Below are 19,086 nucleotides of genomic sequence, written 5' to 3' on the forward strand. Positions count from 1 at the left end.
GCCCTGGCCGGGTCAGCCCGCAGCGACCCTGGCGGCGGCCTTCATCTGCTGCTTGTGCTCGCGTACCTTCGCCAGCGACGTCTCGTCGACCACGTCGGCGACCGAATGGTGGACGCCGTCGCGGCCGTAGTCGCCGGCCGCCTCGCGCCAGCCGGGCGGCTGGACGCCGAACCGCTTGCCGAGCAGGGCCAGGAAGATCTGCCCCTTCTGCCGGCCGAACCCGGGCAGGGCGGTGATCCGCCTCAACAGTTCCCGGCCGTTCTCCGCCTCGGACCAGAGCCGGCTCGGGTCGCCGTCGTACCGCTCGACGAGAGCCCGGCAGACCTCCTGGACCCGGGCGGCCATCGCCTTGGGGAAGCGGTGCAGGGCGGGGCGCTCGGCGAAGAGCGCGGTCAGCGCATCCGGGTCGAAGGCGGCCAGTTCGGCCGCGTCCGGATCGTGGCCGAGCCGCCTGGCCAGCTCGTACGGCCCGGCAAAGGCCTTCTCCATGCTGACCTGCTGGTCCAGGACCATGCCGATCAACAGCGCCAGCGGGTCGCGCCGGAGCAGGTCGTTGGCTTCGGCGGCGATGGGCAGCGAGAGCGTCATGGTCTGATGATGCCGCAATCGCCGTGCGAGCAGTTCGACGGCGCGTTGACCGGTGACGAGGACGTCACCGGATAGGGTCATCACTTCCGATGAACGAGGGACGTCTGTCGTGTTCGGGCCGTGGCGGACCAGGAGATGACAATCCATGCACGGCGACATGGTCGGCCGGAGGTCGAGGGACCGGTGGATCTATCACTTCACCCACCTCGACAACATTGCGGTCATCTTCACCGCAGGTCATCTCGCCTGCGATCTGATGGCGCGAGAAGGCCTCACACGCACCGAGGTCGGCGATCCGGCAATCAAGCAGTCCCGCCGCCAGCGGTCGGTGCTGGCCGGACCAGGTGGTCAGGTCGGCGACTACGTCCCTTTCTACTTCGCACCCCGGTCTCCGATGATGTACCGGATAGCCTGCGAGCACCGCGATGGCAGACCAAACTGCTACCCGGACGGTGACCGACCGCTCGTGTACCTCGTGACAACCGTGGGCGCCGTGATCGACACCGGCTCGGACTGGGTTGCCACCGACGGCAACGCCGCCACCGCCACCAGTGAATTCACGGCAAACCTGCGGGCGATGGAAGAGATGGTCGATTGGCCGCTCCTGACTGCAGAACGATGGCACAACACCTCCGAGGACATGGATCGCCAGCGCCGACGCCAGGCGGAGTTCCTGGTCCACCAGAGGCTGCCGACGCGGGCGATCAGGTGGATCGGGGTGTACGACGGTGCCCGCAGGGCACAGGTAAGTGAGGTCCTGCATGATCATCTGCTCGCGCGCTCGCGCATTTCCCGAAGGAACCAACCCAGTTGCCGGTGCGGGACGGTGGAACCGATGTCGTCCGCCATGCAACCTCCTTCCTCGGTCCGAGAAACGTGTGTTGCACGGCTGGTGCAACACGTCGGCGTGGCGATAAAACGGCCCAGATTGCCATCGGAAAACGACCGGCACAACATTGCCGGCCCACAATTCCTATCGGATTCTGAACACGGGCACGGCGCCGATCCGAGGTGACTCCCCCACCGAATCGGGGGGCGCCGTGCCGTACCGGAAACCGGCGCGCCGGTGCGCGTCGTGACCGTACCCGAGACGACCGCCACGATCGAGACTGGAGCGTCGCCCATGAGCAGGACCGGAGCCGAGGCCACGAGTCGATATCCGCCCCTGCACGCGCCGGACGCACCGGAAGCGACACGTACGGCGGAGCGGGCGGACCGGCACCGCCCACCCAACCTCGGTCCGGTGCTACGCCGGCTGCCGTCCCGCCGCTCGCTGTGAAACCCGTGCGACCGCTGTAACGGGCCTGTCGTCGTACGGATCGAGGGTCAGCCGCCGAGAGCAGGCACCCCTGCCGGCCCCGGCCGGTGCCGGCAGGTCACCCGGCCATGAATCCGCTGAGGATCGTCGATGTTGCCGGAGCGGGTCCGGACGTGCTGGAATGGCTCGTATCGCCGCAGTGCGGGGGCAACCGCGCTGGGAACGGCCAGCACGGGAGCATCGCATCGCCGGCAGCGCGCCGCCTTGGCAGACGCTCGCGCTCCGCATCGCCGGGCCAGCTCCACACGACGACGGACACGCATACCCGGGCACGTGTCCCCGAGACGCGTGTCCCTCCGGTACGTGTCCCGGCGACGTCCGACGCACTCGACACTCCGACACAGGTCGGGGGCATGCCAAGCGGTCCGACGCGGTCTGCCAAACGCATCAGAACCGGCGACGAGGTGAGAAGCAATCATGATTACCCGGGAGAGTTTCGCGGGGTGGTACCGGAACCGCTTCGTGTGGGTGGCGGTGATCCTGCTGGCGGTGTCGGCCGGCGCGGTCGTACTGGTCAGGACGGCTGGCTCGAATGCCGAGCCGGCGGATCTGCAGGGACAGATCCTGACCCGGATGCGCACCACGCTCGAACAGGCGGACCCGGAGCAGCACAACCACGCCGGCCACGATATCCAGCAGGTGGCCACCGGCGAGGAGGCGAAGCCGGCGGTGATCTGCGGCGTGCGCGTCTACGGCTACGAGCCGGCCGAGGTCACCGCGCTCGCCGACGTGAAGACGGTCTACGGCTTCCACCTCTGCGGGGTCGCCGAGCAGAAGACACCCTGGGACTGGGCGGTCAAGCTGGCCGGACCGGTGATCATGGACATGTCCCGCGAGCCCCCGGGCATCCAGGTGGTCGAGGCGACGGAGAACGTCATGTTCATCGACCGGCTCCGGCAGATGTTCCCGCCCAAGTACGCGGATCTGGCGCAGAAGGAGGCGCTGGCCGACTCGGAAATGGCCGATCTGCGCCGCCGCTACGACGACGCCGCAGGCGTCTGACCGGGCTGCAGCCGAGCCGGGCGGGCTGGCGGCCGGGTGGGTTGGGTACCGCACCCACCCGGCCTCCCGAACCTCCCGAACCTCCCGAACTAGAGGCTGAACAGCTCCATCACCGGCCCGTTCGGAGCGCCGCCGGAGAGGCTGGCCCAGCCGGTGCCGGTCCACCGGGCGAGGTAGTCGGTCGGCGCGCCGTTCGCCTGGGTGAAGCCGCCGCCGATGATCAAGTCGCCGTAGTGCACGGTGACCGCGTAGACGGAGGTGTTCAGCACCGCGCCCGGCGCGGTGGTGAACGCCGACCACGCGCTGCCGTTCCACCGCGCGATGTAGTTGACCGCAAGCGAGCCGGCGTGGGTGAACTCCCCGCCGACCACCAGCGATCCCTGATAGACGACCAGGTCCCGGACACCGGCGGAGACTCCGGTGCCGGACGGCCCGGTCAGCGCCGACCACGCGCTGCCGTTCCACCGCGCGATGTTGTTGGCCTGCACACCGTCGGCGGTCTGGAAGTAGCCGCCCGCGATCAGTGCGCCGTTGTAGTTGACCAGCGACATCACCAGACCGTTCAGCTCACCGGGGTTGAGACCACCGGCCAGCGCCGACCAGGTGCTGCCGTTCCACCGGGCGACCCTGCTGGCCGGCACCCCGCCGGCCTCGGTGAAGTCACCACCGACGATCAGCGCCCCGCCGTAGATGGTCAGGTCCCAGACGGCGGCGCTGTTCACCCCTGTGCCGGACGACCCCGTCAGGGTGTGCCACTCGGCGCCGTCCCACCGGGCGATGTGGTTGGCCGGCAGGCCACCGGCGTTGAGGAACTGACCGCCGACGATCAGGCTGCCGTTGAAGACCTGGAGGCTGTGCACGAAGTCGAAGGGATAGGTCATCACGCCGGTGCCGGAGGAGCCGGTCAGCGGCAGCCAGTCCGAGCCGTCCCAGCGGGCGATGCCCCGGACCAGGTTGCCGCCGGCGTACATGAAGCCGCCGCCCGCGATGAGATCGCCGTTGAAGGTCGCCAGGACGCTCACCTGGCTGTCGGTGCCGTTGCCGCCGGGACCGGTGAACGCCGACCAGGCACCGCCGCTCCACCGGGCGATGTTGTCGGCCGCCACCGCGCCGACCTGGTCGAAGGAGCCCTCGACCATCAACCCCGGCAGCGCGGCGGCGCCCGCCGGCCAGGCGAAGGCGGATTCGGCACGCAGTGCGCCGAGGTCCCGGATCAGGGTACGCAGGAGCCGGCCCGAGGCACCGCGTACCTCCATCCGCAGCATCCCCGACGCGTCCCCGGCCAGCGCCAGGTCGAGCAGGTTGGCCCCGGCGGAGAGGACCTGGCCGGCGACGAGGACCTGGCCGGCGACGGGTGGCCGGGAGGCGCGCCCGGGCGTGCCGAGGCTGACCCGCAGGCGTACGCCGGGGCCGCCCTGCCAGTCGACGGCCAACCGGGACCGGTCGGCCCGCTCGGGGTCGGGCAGCAGTGTCGCGGTGAGGCCGGCACCGGCTGTGGCACCGGCCGTCGCCGGCACCTGGGCATGTGCCGGCCGGCCGCTCAGGAGTACGGAGAGGCAGATCGCCGCCAGCGCCAGCAACAATGTGCCGCGTCGATAGATCGTGGTCTCGCGTGGATGACTCATGCGGTTTCCCTCCACCAGGTCGGACGGTGCCAGTCGGGCACGGGACACGGTGACAGGGGGAGACACCGGCTGCCGAGACGCGGCTCGGGCCGGCATGCTGATTTCAGATTCCCCCGTGTACGCACCTTCGGCGCGTAGATCGATCCTCCACAATTCCTCAATCGGCTGTCAAGGCGTCGGAAGTCCCGACCCTCCAACCAGGAGCGGGCTGACATTACATTGCTGTGAACCGTTTCCGTCGAAACCGCCGCCGAGCCGGAAGTACGCCCGCAGAAACGCTCACCGGCGACCGGTCCCAACTTCCGGGAAGAATCGACAGTAAGGTTTCCGGTGGAACTCGGATCTCCGGAGACGCCGTCGTGCGGCGCCACCGGGCGGGCTCCGATCGCCCCGATACACTTCCGGATGTCCGGTGCCAGACGCGGCGGACCGGCAGCCGTACCCGAGCGTGGAGGTCGACCCGTGACGACGCCGAGCCGGCCACCGCTGGCCGAGCAGCTCGACCTGGCGGCACATCCGGAGGGCGGCTGGTTCCGCGAGACCTGGCGCTCGGCACACACCTTCACTCCCGACGGCTACGCCGGCCCGCGCGCCGCCGCCACCGCGATCTACTTCCTGCTGCACCCGGGGGAACGGTCCCGGTGGCACACGGTCCGCTCCGACGAGCTGTGGCTCTGGCACTCGGGCGGTCCGCTGCTGCTGCGGCTCGGCGGTTCGGCCGAGGTGCCGACGGCGGAGTACACGGAGATCCGACTCGGATCGGACCTGGCGGCCGGCGAGCGGCCGCAGCTGGTGATCCCGGGTGGCGTCTGGCAGGCGGCCGAGCCCACCGGTGGGCAGCCCGTCCTGGTCAGCTGCGTGGTGGCACCCGGCTTCGACTTCGCCGACTTCCAGCTGGCCTGACTCCCGGGCGCTTCGCCAGGTCTCGCCAAGCCCGGCGAGGCACGGCGGGGCGCCGGTGGCCCGAATTAGCACATGCGGGACCTTCGGCGCGTCACATATCGAGAGCCGCCTATTGATTGAGCCGGCCATCCATGCTGCAATGGTCCATATCGCCGCAGTACGGGGGCAACCGTACCGCGCACGCGGGATTCGGGCCCGCCTATCCAGCAGCAGCCGGTGACCGGGTGCGACAGCGCCACGAGCACGCCGCACACCCCGCCGGCTCCCACCCGGCCGCGCCGCCCGAGGACACCTCTCCCGGCCGCGGCCGCACAGAAGGGATCCACATCCGTGAAACTCCTGCGCAGACTGACAGTCGTCGGTGCCACCGCCGTGCTGACCGCCGGGCTCCTGACGGTGATCTCGCCGAACCAGGCCTCCGCACACGGCGCGCTGATGTTCCCGGCCAGCCGGACCTACGCGTGCTACATCGACGGCCTGACCCCGCAGGGAAACATCGTCAACAAGAACGCCGGTTGCGTCGCCGCCGCCAACGTGAGCGGCGTCTACCCGCTCTACAACTGGTTCAGCGTGCTGCGGTCCGACGGCGCCGGCCGGACCCGGGGCTTCATCCCCGACGGCCAGCTCTGCAGCGGCGGCAACTCCACCTTCCGCGGCTGGGACCTACCCCGGGGCGACTTCCCGAAGGCCCAGGTCAGCTCGGGCGCGAGCGTCGAGTTCCGATACAGCAACTGGGCCGCGCACCCCGGCCGGTTCGACCTCTACGTCACCCGCAACGGCTGGAGCCCGACCCGCCCGCTGGCCTGGAGCGACCTGGAGGCGACGCCCTTCTCCTCGGTCACCAACCCGCCGCAGCGGGGCAACGTCGGCAGCAACGACGGCCACTACTACTGGAGCGGCCGGCTGCCGTCCGGCAAGAGCGGCCACCACATCATCTACTCGGTGTGGACCCGCTCCGACAGCGCCGAGACCTTCTACGGCTGCTCCGACGTGACGTTCTGACGCGCGCAGACAGCACATAGCCCGCAGACAGCACATCGTGGGGCGGGCGGCCGCCACAGCATCCGGTGGCCGCCCGCCCCCGCGTCATCCGGTCCGGCACGCCCGACGTCGTACGCGATCACGGCAGAGTTCCGCCGCCGTCGGGGCCGCATCCTGGAAGGCATGACGACTCCACCTCGGCGATCTCGCCCTGACCCTGGCCATGATCGCGGTCGCGCTGCCGTTCGTGCTGCTCGCCGCGCGCCGGGTCCAGGCCCGGCCCGCCGGTACGGTCTCCTCGGTGCTCGGCCGGCTGAAGACTCGTCGTCAGCGTGCTGGTGCACCTCGGGTACGCGATCGTGGTGCTCGGGCCGGCCCGGCGCCGCCGCTTGCCGACCGCCGCACCGGGCCCGACGCCACCGGAGCCGACTTTGCCCCCGCACCGGAGCCGACGCCCGACGCCGCACCGGAGCCGGTGGGGATGGGGGTGGGTCGGGACGGCTGTGACGGGTACCGGCCGGTTACACCCGACGGGGTGTTACCGCAGGCGGACTGCGAGGGTTGGCGACCAGCCCGGCTCGACGGGCAGGCAGGATAGACGCCGTGGACGGCAATGACATGCTGCTCTCCCCCGCCGGGGTGGACCAGCTCCGGACGGCACTGACCAGCGCGGGCTACACGTCGAGTGGCATCGCCGACCGGCTCGGCGCGGCGGCGACCAGCGGCCTGGCCCGCAACGACTTCCGGGCGGCACTGCGGGCCACCGAAGACCGCGACCCGCTCGCCACCCTGATCCGGCTCTTCGTCTGCGCCCAGACCGAGCCCGAGGCGGCGGTACGCGCGGCACTCGCCCCGCTGCCGCTCGCCGAGGCGCTCGCCGGCGGGCTGCTGGAACGGGTCGGCGACGGCTTGCGGCAGGGCATCGACCTGGAGCCGTACGGGGACTCCTGGTGGGTCCTCTCCGACGTGCCGGCGAGTGCCCGGCCCGGCCAGCCGCTCGCCGCCGACCACGTGCTCGGGATCGGTGGGGCGACCACCACGCTGCTCGGGGCGACGATCCGACGCCCGGTCGGCAGCGCCCTCGACCTCGGCACCGGCAGCGGTGTGCAGGCCCTGCACCTGGCCGAGCACGCCCGCTCGGTGACCGCGACCGACGTCTCCGACCGGTCGCTGCGGTTCGCGGCCACCACCGCCGCGCTGAACGGCCACCGCTGGGACCTGCTCCGGGGCGACCTGGTCGCGCCCGTGGCCGGGCGCCGGTTCGACCTGGTGGTCAGCAATCCGCCGTTCGTGGTCGGTCCCGGCACCACCACGCACAGCTACCGCGACTCGGGCCGGGCCGGCGACGGGGTCGCCGCCGAACTCGCCGCCGCCGCGCCGACGCTGCTCACCGAGGGCGGCACCATGCAGTACCTGGCCAACTGGCTGCACGTGGCCGGGGAGGACTGGGGCGAGCGGGTGGCCGGCTGGTTCGCCGGCACCGGCCTGGACGCCTGGGTCATCCAGCGGGAGGTCGCCGACCCGACGGCCTACGTCGACCTGTGGCTGGCCGACGCCAGCGAGGCGGCCGACCCGCGGCGGGTGGCAGCCTGGCTGGACTGGTTCGACGGGCAGAAGGTGGAGGCGATCGGCTTCGGCGTGGTCAACCTGCGCCGGGGCGGCCACACCGAGCCGGTGCTCCGGGTCGAGGACCTGCGGCAGGCCGTACAGCCGCCGATGGGTGAACAGATCGCCGCCTGGTTCGACCGGCAGGACTGGTTGCGGGCCCGGGACGGTGAGGCACTGCTCGGCACCAGGTTCCGGGCCGTCGACGGGCTGAAGCTGCGCCAGGAGGCGTCGATGGGCGACGAGGGCTGGGCGGTGGACCGGCAGGTGCTGGTCCAGTCGCACGGGCTGCGCTGGACCGAGGAGGTGGACCCGCTGGTGCTGGCCCTGGTCGGCGGGGCCGACGGCAGGGTGCCGCTGCGCGAGCAGGTCGCGGTGCTGGCGCTGGCGCACGACGTACCGGCGGAGGATCTTGCGGAGGCGGCCGGGCCGATCGTCGCGCACCTGGTGGAACGCGGAGTCCTCGCCCCCGTGGCGGACTGACGGCCCGCGCCCGTCGGCGGGCGGACCGGCCGGCCCGGCGCCGTGGCAGACTGACCGCCGTGCGGGCGGTGGTGCAGACGGTCGGGCGGGCCAGCGTGACGGTCGACGGCGAGGTGGTCGGTGCCATCGCCGACGGGCTGCTGGTGCTGCTCGGGGTCACCCACGCCGACACCCGGGCCACCGCCGACACGATGGCCCGGAAGGTCCACGAGCTGCGCATCCTCGACGACGAGCGCTCCGCCGCCGACGCCGGAGCACCGCTGCTGGTGGTCAGCCAGTTCACCCTCTACGGCGACGCCCGCAAGGGCCGCCGGCCCAGTTGGGGCGCGGCGGCCCCGGCCGAGGTGGCCGAACCGCTGGTCACCGCCTTCGTCGAGGCGCTGCGCGGCCGGGGTGCCGAGGTCTCCACCGGCCGGTTCCGGGCGCACATGCTGGTCGAAAGCGTCAACGTCGGCCCGCGCACGGTGCTGCTGGAGCTCTGACCCGCTCTCCGGCCGCCGCCCGCCGGGCAGAGTGCGGTCGGAAGCGCAGAGTGCGGTCGGAAGCGCAGGGTGCGGTCAGAAGAAGAGCCCGCGCTTCTGCATCGACTGGCGCAGCCAGCCGTCGAGCTGCCCGGGCCAGTCGGTCCGGTCGACGCTGGCGTGGTCGACGGTGAACCGGCCGAACGCGTCGCGGCCCTCGGTGAAGAGCCCGCCCCGCTTGTCGATCTCCAGCACGATCTGCAACTGCTGCGGCGTGGCGACGAAGGTCAGCTCCAGCTGGTTGATCGCCCGGGCGTACTGCGGGCCGGGATAGAACTCGATCTCCTGGTAGAACGGCAGGGTCTGGTGCACGCCGTAGATGTGGCCGCGCTCGACGTCGGCCCGGCTGAACCGGAAGCCGAGTTGGAGCAGGGCGTCGACGACCCGCTCCTGGGCCGGCAGCGGATGCACCGCCACCGGGTCGAGGTCCCCCTTGTCCACGGCGCGGGCCACCTCGAGCTCGGTACGCAGCCCCATGGTCATCCCGTGCAGGTGGTGACCGCCGACCTCGGTCAGCGGCGTCTCCCACGGCACCTCGAAACGGAACGGGACGTCGTGGCGCTGCCCGCTCTCCAGCCGGAACGCACCGGTCAGGCGCTGCCGGTGGAACTCCTGGGTGGTGTTGTACTCGCTGTCACCGCTCTCCACCTCGACCCGGGTCACCAGGCCGACCGAGACGTACTCGACGTCGACCGGGTGGTCGCCGCCGGCGATGTGGACCTGGCCCTCCAGATAGCCGCCCGGCCGGCAGTTCGGGTTGCTGAGCACCGTCTCGACCGACGGACCGCCCACGCCCATCGCCTGCATCAACCGCTTGAAGACCACCACGTCCTCCATCCCTCGTTGATCTCGATCCGTCTCGCACGGTAACCGTCGCCGGCAAGCGCTCGCCCCGTCCGGCCCACCCGGCCGTCCGCGGCGCCACCAATCCGATCAAGGCATGGAAATCGGGTCAAACAGCGTCTGGCAACCTCCCGGATTCATGCCAACCCGACGCTCTCCTCACCTTGGCTTCACGCCCTACCGGCCAAGCTAGGTGTCACCAGCGCGGTTGTCGCTGGGACGCGCCACATTGTCGAAGCGGGGAGGCGACAGATGATGGTCCTGCACAACAGCGAGAGCCACACTCACCCGGCCGGCGGGGCCGGCGCCGACACCGAGCCGACCGTCGACGGCGCCGGGCAGGTCATGGTCGATCTCGACGCCACCGACGAGCGCGGAGCCTCAGCCGACCTGGTCCGGGCCTACCTGAACGGTATCGGCCGGACCAAGCTGCTCACCGCCGTCCAGGAGGTCGACCTGGCCCGGCGGATCGAGGCGGGGCTCTACGCGGAGGAAAAACTGAACGCCGACGTGCGGGGGGCACTGCCGGCGGAGTTGCGGGCCGACCTGGAGATCATCGCCAGCCAGGGACGGGCCGCCAAGAACCACCTGCTGGAGGCGAACCTGCGGCTGGTGGTCAGCATCGCGAAGCGGTACACCGGGCGCGGCATGGCCTTCCTCGACCTGATCCAGGAGGGCAACCTCGGCCTGATCCGCGCCGTCGAGAAGTTCGACTACACCAAGGGCTACAAGTTCTCCACCTACGCCACCTGGTGGATCCGGCAGGCCATCACCCGGGCCATGGCCGACCAGGCCCGCACCATCCGCATCCCGGTGCACATGGTCGAGCAGGTCAACCGGATGGTCCGGACCCGGCGCGACCTGGCCACCCAGCTGGGACGCGAGCCCACCGTGGCCGAGGTCGCCGCCGCGTTGGGTGTGCCGGAGTTCCAGGTCATCGAGCTCATCTCCTACGACCGGGAGCCGGTCAGCCTCGACCAGGCGGTCGGCGAGGACGGCGAGAGCGCCCTCGGTGACTTCGTCGCCGCCGTCGACCCTCGGGAGGAGCCGGGCGACGCGGTCTCGGCCGGCATGCTCCGCAACGAGGTGGAGATCGTGCTCGCCACCCTCTCGCACCGCGAGCAGGCGGTGATCCGGCTGCGCTTCGGCCTCGACGACGGCCGGCAGCGCACCCTGGACGAGGTGGGGCGCGAGTTCGGCCTCTCCCGGGAACGGATCCGGCAGATCGAGAAGGTCACCCTGCTCAAGCTGCGCCACCCCTCCCGCGCCGACCGGCTGGAGGCGTACGCGAGCTGATCTCCACGCTCGTCGCCCGGTACGGCACCGGAGCCCTCGCCACCGCATCGGTGGCGAGGGCTCCGGCCGTACGTGCCAGACCCTCGGCGTGCCGCGGGCCGGCCGACCACCAGGAGAGGCCACCGACTGATCGGCCGGTCCTGCCCGCGTTAGACCGGGTGTCGCCACCCGGCACCCCACCGCGGGGCGGTCAGCCGACCGCCAGGTCCCGGCGGCGGAAGGTCACCAGCCCGAGACCGGTCAGCGCGGCGGCGACGAGGAGAAGCACGACCAGCGGCGTGGCGGTCGGATCGGCGGCCGGCACTGCCGGCAGGTGAGTGAAGGGCGACACGTTCAGCACCGCCTGCGGCAACTCCAGCAGCGCGCCGAGCTGGCCGAGCAGCACGCAGAGCAGGAAGGCCGACCAGGACAGCGCCACGGCGAACTGTGGCAGCAGCCCGAAGAACAGCACCACCACGGCGGCGACCACCAGTGCAGCCGGCGCCTGCACCAGCCCGGCCACGGTGAGCCGGCCCACCGGGTCGGGCACGTCGCCGCTGACCATGCCGTAGCCCAGCCCGGTACTCGCCCCGGCCAGCGCCAGCAGGCCGACCGTGCCGAGCACGGTCCAGAGCAGGTGGCTGAGCAGCCAGCGGGGCCGGCTCACGGCGGTGGCCAGCACCCCCTCCAGGGTCCCGGCCGACTCCTCGGCCCGCAGCCGGAGCACCGACTGGACGGCGAACCCCCCGATCGCGAGCGCGAACATCGCCATCATGGTGCCGAGGAACGCGTCGACGAGTTCGTCGGTGCCGCCGAGCTGTGCCATCAACTCGGCGGCCGCCTCGTTTTCGCCGACGAGGCCGTCCAGCTCGTTACCGACCGACCCCATGGCGAAGCCCATCACCAGGACCCCGACCGCCCAACCGATCAGCACCCCGCGTTGCAGGCGCCAGGCCAGGCCGGTCGAGCTGAGCAGGCCCCGAGGCGCCTGCGCGGGCCCCCGGGCGACCTCCAGCAGCCCGGCGCCGTGGTCGCGGTGTGCGGTCAGCACGAACGCCGTCGCAACGGCGAGAACCGAGAACACGGCCGGCAGCGCCAGCACCGCCCAACGGTTCGCGTCGAAGGCCTGGATCTGGTTGGCCCAACCGAGCGGGGAGAGCCAGGAGGGCCAGGCACTGGACACCCGCATCCCGTCGGCGGAGACGTCCCCCCAGGCGTCCCCGGCGGCCCGGAGCAGGAAGGCGATTCCGACGGCGGCCGCGGCCATGCCGTTGGCGCCACGCGCCGTGCCCGAGATCTGGGCGGTCACCGCGGCAACCGCGGCGAACGAGATCCCGATCCCGGCGACCGCCGCGGCCAGGGCCAGCGAGCCGGCCACCGGCAGCCCGTTGGCGACCAGCGCTCCGACGAGCAGCAGCCCGCTGAGCAGGTTGGCCGCCACCGTGCTGAGCAGGGCCGCTGCCAGTGGGGCGTGCCGGCCGACCACCGCCGAGCCGAGCAGCTCCGCCCGGCCGGTCTCCTCGTTCTGCCGGGTGTGCCGGATCACCGCGAAGGTGCTGAGCAGTGCGGCGAGCAGGGCCAGCGACGTGTACGCCTCGGCGGTGACCACCGAACCGAGGCTCGGGCCCGAGACGGGTCCGTTGAACGCCCGGGCGACCACGCTGGCGGCGCTGGCGGTGGCGTAGCCGACCCGGTCCTGCTCCGTGCCGTAGAGGGCGGTGACGCTCTGCGCGACCGCCGCGGTGACCCCCGGCACGGCCAGCGCCCAGACCAGCAGCTTGACCCGGTCGCGCCGGATCGCGAGCCGGGTCAGCCGGGCGGTGCCGGTGAACGCCGTCACCGCGCGCCTGCCGGGACCGGCCGCTCGGCGGAGGCGTCGTCGCCACCGTCGCCGTAGTGCCGCATGAACAGCTCCTCCAGGGTCGGCGGCGTACTGGTCAGGCTGCGTACGCCGAACCGGGCCAGGTGGGCCAGCACCGGGTCGAGGGTGCCGGACTCGACCTCGAACCGGGTGGTCGCGCCGGTCACGGTCACCGCGTGCACCCCGGCAAGGTCGGCGAGGCCGTCCAGCGGGCGCTCCGTCTCGACGGCCATCGGCGTACGGGTCAGGTGGCGCAACTCGGCAAGCGCGCCGGACTCGACCGTCCGGCCGGCCCGGATGATGCTGACCCGGTCGCAGAGCGCCTCCACCTCGGACATCACGTGGCTGGAGAGCAGCACGGTGCGGCCGGCCTCGCGCAGCCTGCCGACGTAGTCCCGGAAGACCGCCTCCATCAGCGGGTCCAGCCCCGAGGTCGGCTCGTCGAGCACCAGCAGTTCGACGTCGGAGGCGAACGCGGCGACGATCGCCACCTTCTGCCGGTTGCCCTTCGAGTAGGTGCGGCACTTCTTGGTCGGGTCGAGGTCGAAGCGCTGCAACAGCTCGTCGCGTCGGGCCGGGTCCAGACCGCCGCGGAGCGAGCCGAACAGGTCGATCGCCTCCCCGCCGGAGAGGTTGGGCCAGAGGTTCACGTCGCCGGGCACGTAGGCCAGCCGGCGGTGCAGCGCCACGGCGTCCCGCCATGGGTCACCGCCGAGCACGCCGACCTCGCCCGCGTCCCTGCGGAGCAGGCCGAGCAGAATCCGGATGGTGGTGGACTTACCTGCCCCGTTCGGCCCGAGGAACCCGTGCACCTCGCCGGAGTGGACCGTCAAGTCCAGTCCGTCCAGCGCGCGGGTGGCCCCGAAGGTCTTCACCAGGCCGGCCACCGAGATTGCCGTCATGACCCTCCCCTGTCCAGTACCTCGGATGACACCATGTCGATGCCAGTGTACTGACCGATGGTAGGACGACCGTCACAGGCTTCTGATCGACGGTCAGTAGCCGGAGGTACGCTGCACCGATGGAGCGACCGCCGCCGCCGGACGACACCCGGTCCCGGATCCTGCGTGCCGCGCTGGACCTCTTCGCCGCGCAGGGCTACCAGCGCACCCCGCTGCGGCAGATCGCCGACCGGCTGGGCCTGACCAAGGCCGGCGTGCTCTACCACTACCCCAGCAAGGAGCACCTGCTGGTGGCGCTCGCCGAGCCGCTCATCTCCGACCTGGAGGCGGCCCTGGAGCGGGCTGCCCGGCTGCCCTGGCCGGCGTCCCGCCGGGCGACGCTGGAGGGGTGGCTCGACACCCTGCTGCGGCACCGCGGCCCTCTCGGGACGCTCTACCACGACATGACGTTGTTCTCCCAGGGCAGCACCTACAGCCGGCTGCTGCGGATCGCCACCCAGGCGTACGCCCTGGTGGCCGGGCCCGACGCGACCCGGCTTGAACGGGTCCGCGCCGTCCAGGCCACCGCGATGCTCTCCGATCCGATCATTTTCTTCACCGACGTGTCCGACGAGGAACTCCGGACGGAGATGCTCGACGGGGTGGCCAGGCTGCTGGGCGAGGCACCCCCACCGGCCGGCCACCCCGGAGGCCGGGATCCGCGCGCGGCGGACGAATCGGCGGCGGACGAATCGGCGGCGGACGACCGCCCCGGCCGGCGGAGCGGCCCGGCCGGATCGGACGATGCCGGCCCGTCGACGGAGGCTGGAGCCGGCCGTACGGACCGGATCTCCGCCGGCCGGCAACTCGGTTCGGAAGATGGCCGCCCGGGACGGCGGCGCCGGGCCGGTCGACGGCCGGGGCTCAACGCGGAGCAGGTCCGGACGGCGAGGTCGATGCATGTCGCCGGCCTGCACACCGTGGACCAGATCGCGGCGAGCCTCGGCGTTTCCCGGGCCACTCTCTACCGGCACCTGCGGGCCGCCGACCGGGCTGAGGCGGACCACAGCCAGACAGCGGACCACAGCCAGACAGCGGGTTATAGCGAGACATTTTCCGACACTAAATAGAGCCTATTTCGAGACGCGGATCCGGTCAGAGTGCCGGGTCCTGCGGGTCTAGGTCGTGCAGCGGGAAGACGGCCCTGCGGGTGGCCGTGATCGCCCCGTCCACCGCATCCGGCTCGCCGGTAGGCTGCCACGGCTCGTACGAGCCGTCCGAGTCGTCGGTCATCCGCAGCGGCACCTCCCGCTCGGGACGACGGCTCCGGGCCAGCGTCCGCCAGGCCGGCGGCGTCAGCGTCGCCGGCTCGATCGGCTCACCGCTGGCCACCGCGAGCAGGTGCGTCCAGGCCCGGGGCACCACCTCGACGAGTGCGTAGCCGCCACCGCCGGTGGCCACCCAGCGCCCGTCGCAGAGTTCGTCGGCGAGCGCCCGCAGCGCCAGATAGCTCGCCCGCTGGCCGTCCACGCTCAGCCGGAGGTCCGCGAGCGGGTCCAGCCGATGACTGTCCGCACCGCACTGGGAGACCAGGATCTGCGGCCGGAACGCGCGCAGCAGCGCCGGGACGGTGGCGTGGAAGCCACGCAGCCAGCCCGCGTCACCGGTACCCGGCGGCAGCGGCAGGTTGACGGCACTTCCCTCGGCGCCCGGCGCTCCGGTCTCGTCCGGAAAACCGGTACCGGGAAAGAGGGCGAGCGGCGTCTCGTGCAGGCTGATCGTCAACACCCGGGGATCGGCGTAGAACACCTGCTGCACCCCGTCACCGTGATGCACGTCGACGTCCACGTAGGCCACCCGCTCGGCGCCGAGGTCGAGCAGCCGCGCGATGGCCACCGCCGGGTCGTTGTAGACGCAGAACCCGGCCGCCCGGCTGGGCATCGCGTGGTGCAGGCCACCGGCCACGTTGACCGCCCGGCGGGCCTCGCCGCGCCAGACCGCCTCGGCCGCCGCCAGACTCGCCCCGGCCACCAGGGCGCTCGACTCGTGCATCCCCTCGAAGATCGGGTTGTCCGGTGTGCCGAGCCCGTATCCGGAGAAGAGCGGGTCGCTCGGTGCAGCCCGGACCGCGTCCAGGTAGTCCGGCCGGTGCACCCGGGCGAGCGCCGCGTCGTCGGCCGGGGTGGGCGGGACCAGTCGTACGCCGGGACGGTCCAGCACGCCGAGTTCCCGGGCCAGTGCGATGGTCAACTCCACCCGTACCGGATCGAGTGGGTGATCACCCAGGTCGTACGCCAGCAGACTCTCGTCCCAGACCACCACCGTGTCGTCCGACATGTGGTTCATGGTCGCACGCCGACCGGCGACCGACCGCAACCGCCTTCCCGAACACGGCGCGCCGTCGCAGGCCGTCGCCCACGCCGTCGCCCACGCCGTCGCCCACGCCGTCGCCCACGCCGTCGCAGGCCGTCGCCCACGCCGTCGCGGGGCCGTCGCCCACGCCGTAGCAGCACGCTCTGCCGGCGCGCGGCGGGTGATCAGGGGCCGCTCGGGCCGGGGTCGGCGCCGACCGCCACCGGGCGGTCGGGGTCGGTGATCCAGTGACTCCACGACCCCACGTAGAGGGCAGCGTCGGAGTGTCCGGCCCGGTGCAGGGCCAGCACCGCCTGCGCGGCGGTCACCCCGGAACCGCAGTAGGCGCCGACCCGTACCCCCGGCCGGACGCCGACCTCGGCGAACCGCGCGCGGAGCGAATCGGCGGCCGGAAACCGCCCGTCCGGGCCGACATATTCGGTGGCCGGCACGTTCACCGCGCCGGGAATGTGCCCGGCGACCGGGTCGACGGGCTCCGTCTCGCCCCGGTAGCGGGCCGCCGCCCGGACGTCGACGAGCACCCCTTCCGCCGCCACCTCCGCGGCGGTATGGGCGTCGAGCACCGGCATCCCGCCCGGACGCACGGTCACGTCACCCGGCGTGACCGCCGGCGGCTCGGTGCTGACGGGCAGCCCAATGCCGGCCCACGCCCCGAAGCCGCCCTCGAGGACCCGGACCTGCCGGTGGCCGGCCCAGCGCACGGTCCACCAGGCCCGCGCGGCCGCCATCCCGTCGCCTCCGTCGTAGACCACCACCGGACGGCCGGTGCGCACGCCGGCCGCCCGGAGGACCCGCTGCAACGCCTCCGGGTCGGGCAGCGGATGCCGGCCGCCCGGCCCGGGCGGCCCGGACAGCTCGGCGTCCAGATCGACGAAGACCGCGCCAGGCAGGTGTCCCGCCAGGTAGTCTGTGCGACCCGGCGGACCGACGAGCCGCCAGCGGACGTCCAGGACGACCGGTGGCTCGACGGACGCCAGTTCGGCGGCGAGCCCGGTCACGTCGACGAGAAGGTCATCCGGTACGGACACGGCGTCCAGTCAACACCATCCGGGCCGGCCCCGGGCCGCCCGGCTCGGCGACACTGAATATCGGTGCTCCGAGGTAGCATCGTCATCGGGAGGACCACTGACGTGAACGACCTAGTCGACACCACCGAGATGTACCTGCGCACCATCCTCGAGCTGGAAGAGGAGGGGGTGCCGGCCCTGCGCGCCCGGATCGCCGAACGGCTGCGCCAGAGTGGTCCGACCGTCAGCCAGACCGTGGCCCGGATGGAGCGGGACGGTCTGCTGACCGTCGAGGACGATCGGCACCTACAGCTCACCGCGCTCGGCCGGAGCCACGCCATCTCGGTGATGCGCAAACACCGGCTGGCCGAACTCCTGCTCGTCAACGTGATCGGGATGCCCTACGAGGAGGCCCACGAGGAGGCCTGCCGCTGGGAACACGTGATGAGCGACTCGGTGGAGAAAAAGGTCTACGAGCTGCTCGACCGGCCCACCCGGTCGCCGTACGGCAACCCGATCCCCGGGCTGGAGGCACTGGTCACCCCGAACTCGGACGTTGCGGTCGAAACCCTCGCCGAGGGTGAGCGAAACCTCGCTTTCCCGGGGCTGAGTGGTCCGGTCGTGGTCCGGCGGATCTGCGAGAGCGTCCAGAAGGACAGCGACGTGCTCCGGCAGTTGCACGCCGCTGGCGTGGACCCGGGCGTGACGGTGACCGTGGCGCAGGAGCGGGACGGGGTCATGATCGACCGCTCCGGCGACAAGGTGCGGCTGCCCCGGGAGGTCGCCTCCCGGGTCTTCGTCGCCGCGCACTGAGGCCCGAGCCGCTCGGCGCGCGCTGAGGGCCGAGCCGCTCGCTGCGCGCCGCGCGCTGAGGGCCGAGCCACTCGGCGCGCACTGAGCCGGAGCCACGCGCCGGACCGCCCCACCGACGTCATGCCGGGTTTTCCCCGCGCAGTCAGGATGACTCGCCACAGCTGACCGGAGACCGGTCCTGAGGCTCGCATGCCGAAGGTGGTCAGCGGTTGCTGGTGTCGATCTTCTTGGCCAGGTTGATCAGCTTCGGCGCCAGGGCATCGGCCCGAGCCTCGTCCTCGCCCGCCGGGAAGGTGAAACGCAGGCTGACCAGCCGGCTGTCGCCGGTGAGCCAGCCGATCTCCACGGAGCTTCCCACGCTTCCCGTCGGAGCGGCCGTGGCGCGGTAGGCGGCCTTGCCCAGCCCTTTCACGCTCTTGCCATCGCCCGGCACCATCTCGTCGGCGAAAATCGACGCGTCGGCGGTGGTCGGGGTGACCGAGAGTGCGAGCTCGGGGCGTGCTTCGGCCTCGCCACGCAGCACGCAGGTGTCGGTCTTGCCGTGCCGACTCGCCGCAGCGACCTCGAAGCGGGTGTCGATGGCCTTCTCGATCGCCGGGTACTCCAGCAGCTGACAGGCACCGCCGGCCGACGCCGCCGGCGGGCGCACCACCTTCGGGGCCGGCCCGATCGGCTCCGGCGCGGGCTCCCCGGCACAGCCGGCGAGCAGCAGCACACTGGCGATCAAACAGAGTCGTCCGCGCACCTCGCACCTCCCACCCGCCCGGCGTCCAGCGCCGGGGAATCCGTCGGACACCGTACGGGGTTCGGCGGGCCCGGCGAAACCCCGTACGGTGTCCCTCCACGACCGGGCACCCGCTGTCGCGGTACCTGGCCCTGGTGCGCCGCAGTCACAGTGCGCGGGCTTGCCCTCCACGCCGAACAACCAATGCCGGCCGGGGCCGGGCACCGGCGGCATGCGACCCTGGATCAGACTCTCGACCGCCTCGACCACGACTGCGGCCACG

General features: G+C 72.1%; 18 protein-coding genes and 1 pseudogene. 11 read left to right on the top strand and 8 right to left on the bottom strand.

What is annotated here, in order from left to right:
- Positions 1-12: 12 nt before the first annotated feature.
- Positions 13-588, bottom strand: a complete 576-nt coding sequence (locus tag ACN28C_RS29015) for an HhH-GPD-type base excision DNA repair protein (RefSeq protein WP_422770685.1) — start codon at positions 586-588, stop codon at positions 13-15.
- Between the two features lie 145 nt (positions 589-733).
- Here ACN28C_RS29015 and darT point away from each other — a divergent pair, with 145 nt between their 5' ends.
- The 3 genes from darT (at position 734) to ACN28C_RS29030 (ending at position 2,908) form a co-directional block, all read left to right on the top strand.
- Positions 734-1,603, top strand: coding sequence for a type II toxin-antitoxin system toxin DNA ADP-ribosyl transferase DarT (darT, locus tag ACN28C_RS29020; RefSeq protein WP_422770686.1), 870 nt, complete (start codon positions 734-736; stop codon positions 1,601-1,603).
- 108 nt (positions 1,604-1,711) lie between these two features.
- Positions 1,712-1,867 (top strand): hypothetical protein, encoded by a 156-nt coding sequence (locus tag ACN28C_RS29025; RefSeq protein WP_422770687.1) that lies wholly within the window; start codon positions 1,712-1,714, stop codon positions 1,865-1,867.
- 456 nt (positions 1,868-2,323) lie between these two features.
- A complete protein-coding gene (locus ACN28C_RS29030) occupies positions 2,324-2,908 on the top strand; it encodes a hypothetical protein (protein WP_422770688.1) in 585 nt (194 codons plus the stop codon).
- Between the two features lie 89 nt (positions 2,909-2,997).
- Here ACN28C_RS29030 and ACN28C_RS29035 read toward each other — a convergent pair whose 3' ends face one another.
- Positions 2,998-4,533 carry a hypothetical protein gene (locus ACN28C_RS29035; RefSeq protein WP_422770689.1) on the bottom strand — a complete coding sequence of 512 codons (1,536 nt, stop codon included), beginning with the start codon at positions 4,531-4,533 and terminating at the stop codon, positions 2,998-3,000.
- Between the two features lie 462 nt (positions 4,534-4,995).
- On the opposite strand from ACN28C_RS29035, the gene ACN28C_RS29040 reads away from it, so the two are divergent.
- The 5 genes and pseudogenes from ACN28C_RS29040 (at position 4,996) to dtd (ending at position 8,987) form a co-directional block, all read left to right on the top strand.
- The gene (locus ACN28C_RS29040; RefSeq protein ID WP_422770690.1) at positions 4,996-5,436 is read left to right on the top strand and encodes a cupin domain-containing protein; all 441 of its coding nucleotides are present in this window, start codon (positions 4,996-4,998) and stop codon (positions 5,434-5,436) included.
- A 348-nt stretch (positions 5,437-5,784) separates the two neighbouring features.
- Positions 5,785-6,435: pseudogene (locus ACN28C_RS29045) on the top strand (lytic polysaccharide monooxygenase auxiliary activity family 9 protein); the annotation flags it as partial.
- A 205-nt stretch (positions 6,436-6,640) separates the two neighbouring features.
- Positions 6,641-7,015, top strand: coding sequence for a hypothetical protein (locus ACN28C_RS29050; RefSeq protein WP_422770691.1), 375 nt, complete (start codon positions 6,641-6,643; stop codon positions 7,013-7,015).
- 5 nt (positions 7,016-7,020) lie between these two features.
- Positions 7,021-8,505: a DUF7059 domain-containing protein gene (locus ACN28C_RS29055; RefSeq protein WP_422770692.1), complete on the top strand. Its 1,485-nt coding sequence runs from the start codon at positions 7,021-7,023 to the stop codon at positions 8,503-8,505.
- A 59-nt stretch (positions 8,506-8,564) separates the two neighbouring features.
- Positions 8,565-8,987, top strand: a complete 423-nt coding sequence (gene dtd / locus ACN28C_RS29060) for a D-aminoacyl-tRNA deacylase (protein WP_422770693.1) — start codon at positions 8,565-8,567, stop codon at positions 8,985-8,987.
- Between the two features lie 75 nt (positions 8,988-9,062).
- On the opposite strand, the gene ACN28C_RS29065 is transcribed toward dtd, so the two are convergent.
- Positions 9,063-9,851, bottom strand: coding sequence for a sporulation protein (locus ACN28C_RS29065; RefSeq protein ID WP_422774847.1), 789 nt, complete (start codon positions 9,849-9,851; stop codon positions 9,063-9,065).
- 363 nt (positions 9,852-10,214) lie between these two features.
- On the opposite strand from ACN28C_RS29065, the gene sigB reads away from it, so the two are divergent.
- Positions 10,215-11,165: an RNA polymerase sigma factor SigB gene (gene sigB / locus ACN28C_RS29070; protein ID WP_422774848.1), complete on the top strand. Its 951-nt coding sequence runs from the start codon at positions 10,215-10,217 to the stop codon at positions 11,163-11,165.
- A 190-nt stretch (positions 11,166-11,355) separates the two neighbouring features.
- On the opposite strand, the gene ACN28C_RS29075 is transcribed toward sigB, so the two are convergent.
- Positions 11,356-12,984, bottom strand: a complete 1,629-nt coding sequence (locus ACN28C_RS29075) for an ABC transporter permease (RefSeq protein ID WP_422770694.1) — start codon at positions 12,982-12,984, stop codon at positions 11,356-11,358.
- Entirely contained in the window at positions 12,981-13,907 is a 927-nt protein-coding gene (locus tag ACN28C_RS29080; RefSeq protein WP_422770695.1) for an ATP-binding cassette domain-containing protein, read from the bottom strand. The genes ACN28C_RS29075 and ACN28C_RS29080 overlap by 4 nt, the downstream gene beginning before the upstream one ends.
- A 119-nt stretch (positions 13,908-14,026) precedes the next feature.
- Between ACN28C_RS29080 and ACN28C_RS29085 the strand changes: the two genes are divergently transcribed.
- Positions 14,027-15,016 carry a TetR family transcriptional regulator gene (locus ACN28C_RS29085; protein WP_422770696.1) on the top strand — a complete coding sequence of 330 codons (990 nt, stop codon included), beginning with the start codon at positions 14,027-14,029 and terminating at the stop codon, positions 15,014-15,016.
- Between the two features lie 25 nt (positions 15,017-15,041).
- Here the strand turns inward: ACN28C_RS29085 and ACN28C_RS29090 are convergent, their stop codons facing one another.
- The gene (locus tag ACN28C_RS29090; protein WP_422770697.1) at positions 15,042-16,223 is read right to left on the bottom strand and encodes an acetoin utilization protein AcuC; all 1,182 of its coding nucleotides are present in this window, start codon (positions 16,221-16,223) and stop codon (positions 15,042-15,044) included.
- A gap of 200 nt (positions 16,224-16,423) precedes the next feature.
- Positions 16,424-17,287, bottom strand: a complete 864-nt coding sequence (locus ACN28C_RS29095) for a sulfurtransferase (protein ID WP_422770698.1) — start codon at positions 17,285-17,287, stop codon at positions 16,424-16,426.
- 102 nt (positions 17,288-17,389) lie between these two features.
- Here ACN28C_RS29095 and ACN28C_RS29100 point away from each other — a divergent pair, with 102 nt between their 5' ends.
- A complete protein-coding gene (locus tag ACN28C_RS29100; protein ID WP_422770699.1) occupies positions 17,390-18,079 on the top strand; it encodes a metal-dependent transcriptional regulator in 690 nt (229 codons plus the stop codon).
- 202 nt (positions 18,080-18,281) lie between these two features.
- On the opposite strand, the gene ACN28C_RS29105 is transcribed toward ACN28C_RS29100, so the two are convergent.
- A complete protein-coding gene (locus ACN28C_RS29105) occupies positions 18,282-18,824 on the bottom strand; it encodes a hypothetical protein (protein WP_422770700.1) in 543 nt (180 codons plus the stop codon).
- Positions 18,825-19,086: the final 262 nt, after the last annotated feature.

This window comes from Plantactinospora sp. WMMC1484, from assembly GCF_049315195.1.
Classification (GTDB): domain Bacteria; phylum Actinomycetota; class Actinomycetes; order Mycobacteriales; family Micromonosporaceae; genus Plantactinospora.

Excerpts from the sequence above, each read along its gene's own strand:
- ACN28C_RS29015 (WP_422770685.1), bottom strand. The coding sequence starts at position 588 with ATGACGCTCTCGCTGCCCATCGCCGCCGAAGCCAACGACCTGCTCCGG.
- darT (WP_422770686.1), top strand. The coding sequence starts at position 734 with ATGCACGGCGACATGGTCGGCCGGAGGTCGAGGGACCGGTGGATCTAT.
- ACN28C_RS29025 (WP_422770687.1), top strand. The coding sequence starts at position 1,712 with ATGAGCAGGACCGGAGCCGAGGCCACGAGTCGATATCCGCCCCTGCAC.
- ACN28C_RS29030 (WP_422770688.1), top strand. The coding sequence starts at position 2,324 with ATGATTACCCGGGAGAGTTTCGCGGGGTGGTACCGGAACCGCTTCGTG.
- ACN28C_RS29035 (WP_422770689.1), bottom strand. The coding sequence starts at position 4,533 with ATGAGTCATCCACGCGAGACCACGATCTATCGACGCGGCACATTGTTG.
- ACN28C_RS29050 (WP_422770691.1), top strand. The coding sequence starts at position 6,641 with ATGATCGCGGTCGCGCTGCCGTTCGTGCTGCTCGCCGCGCGCCGGGTC.
- sigB (WP_422774848.1), top strand. The coding sequence starts at position 10,215 with ATGGTCGATCTCGACGCCACCGACGAGCGCGGAGCCTCAGCCGACCTG.
- ACN28C_RS29080 (WP_422770695.1), bottom strand. The coding sequence starts at position 13,907 with ATGACGGCAATCTCGGTGGCCGGCCTGGTGAAGACCTTCGGGGCCACC.
- ACN28C_RS29085 (WP_422770696.1), top strand. The coding sequence starts at position 14,027 with ATGGAGCGACCGCCGCCGCCGGACGACACCCGGTCCCGGATCCTGCGT.
- ACN28C_RS29090 (WP_422770697.1), bottom strand. The coding sequence starts at position 16,223 with ATGTCGGACGACACGGTGGTGGTCTGGGACGAGAGTCTGCTGGCGTAC.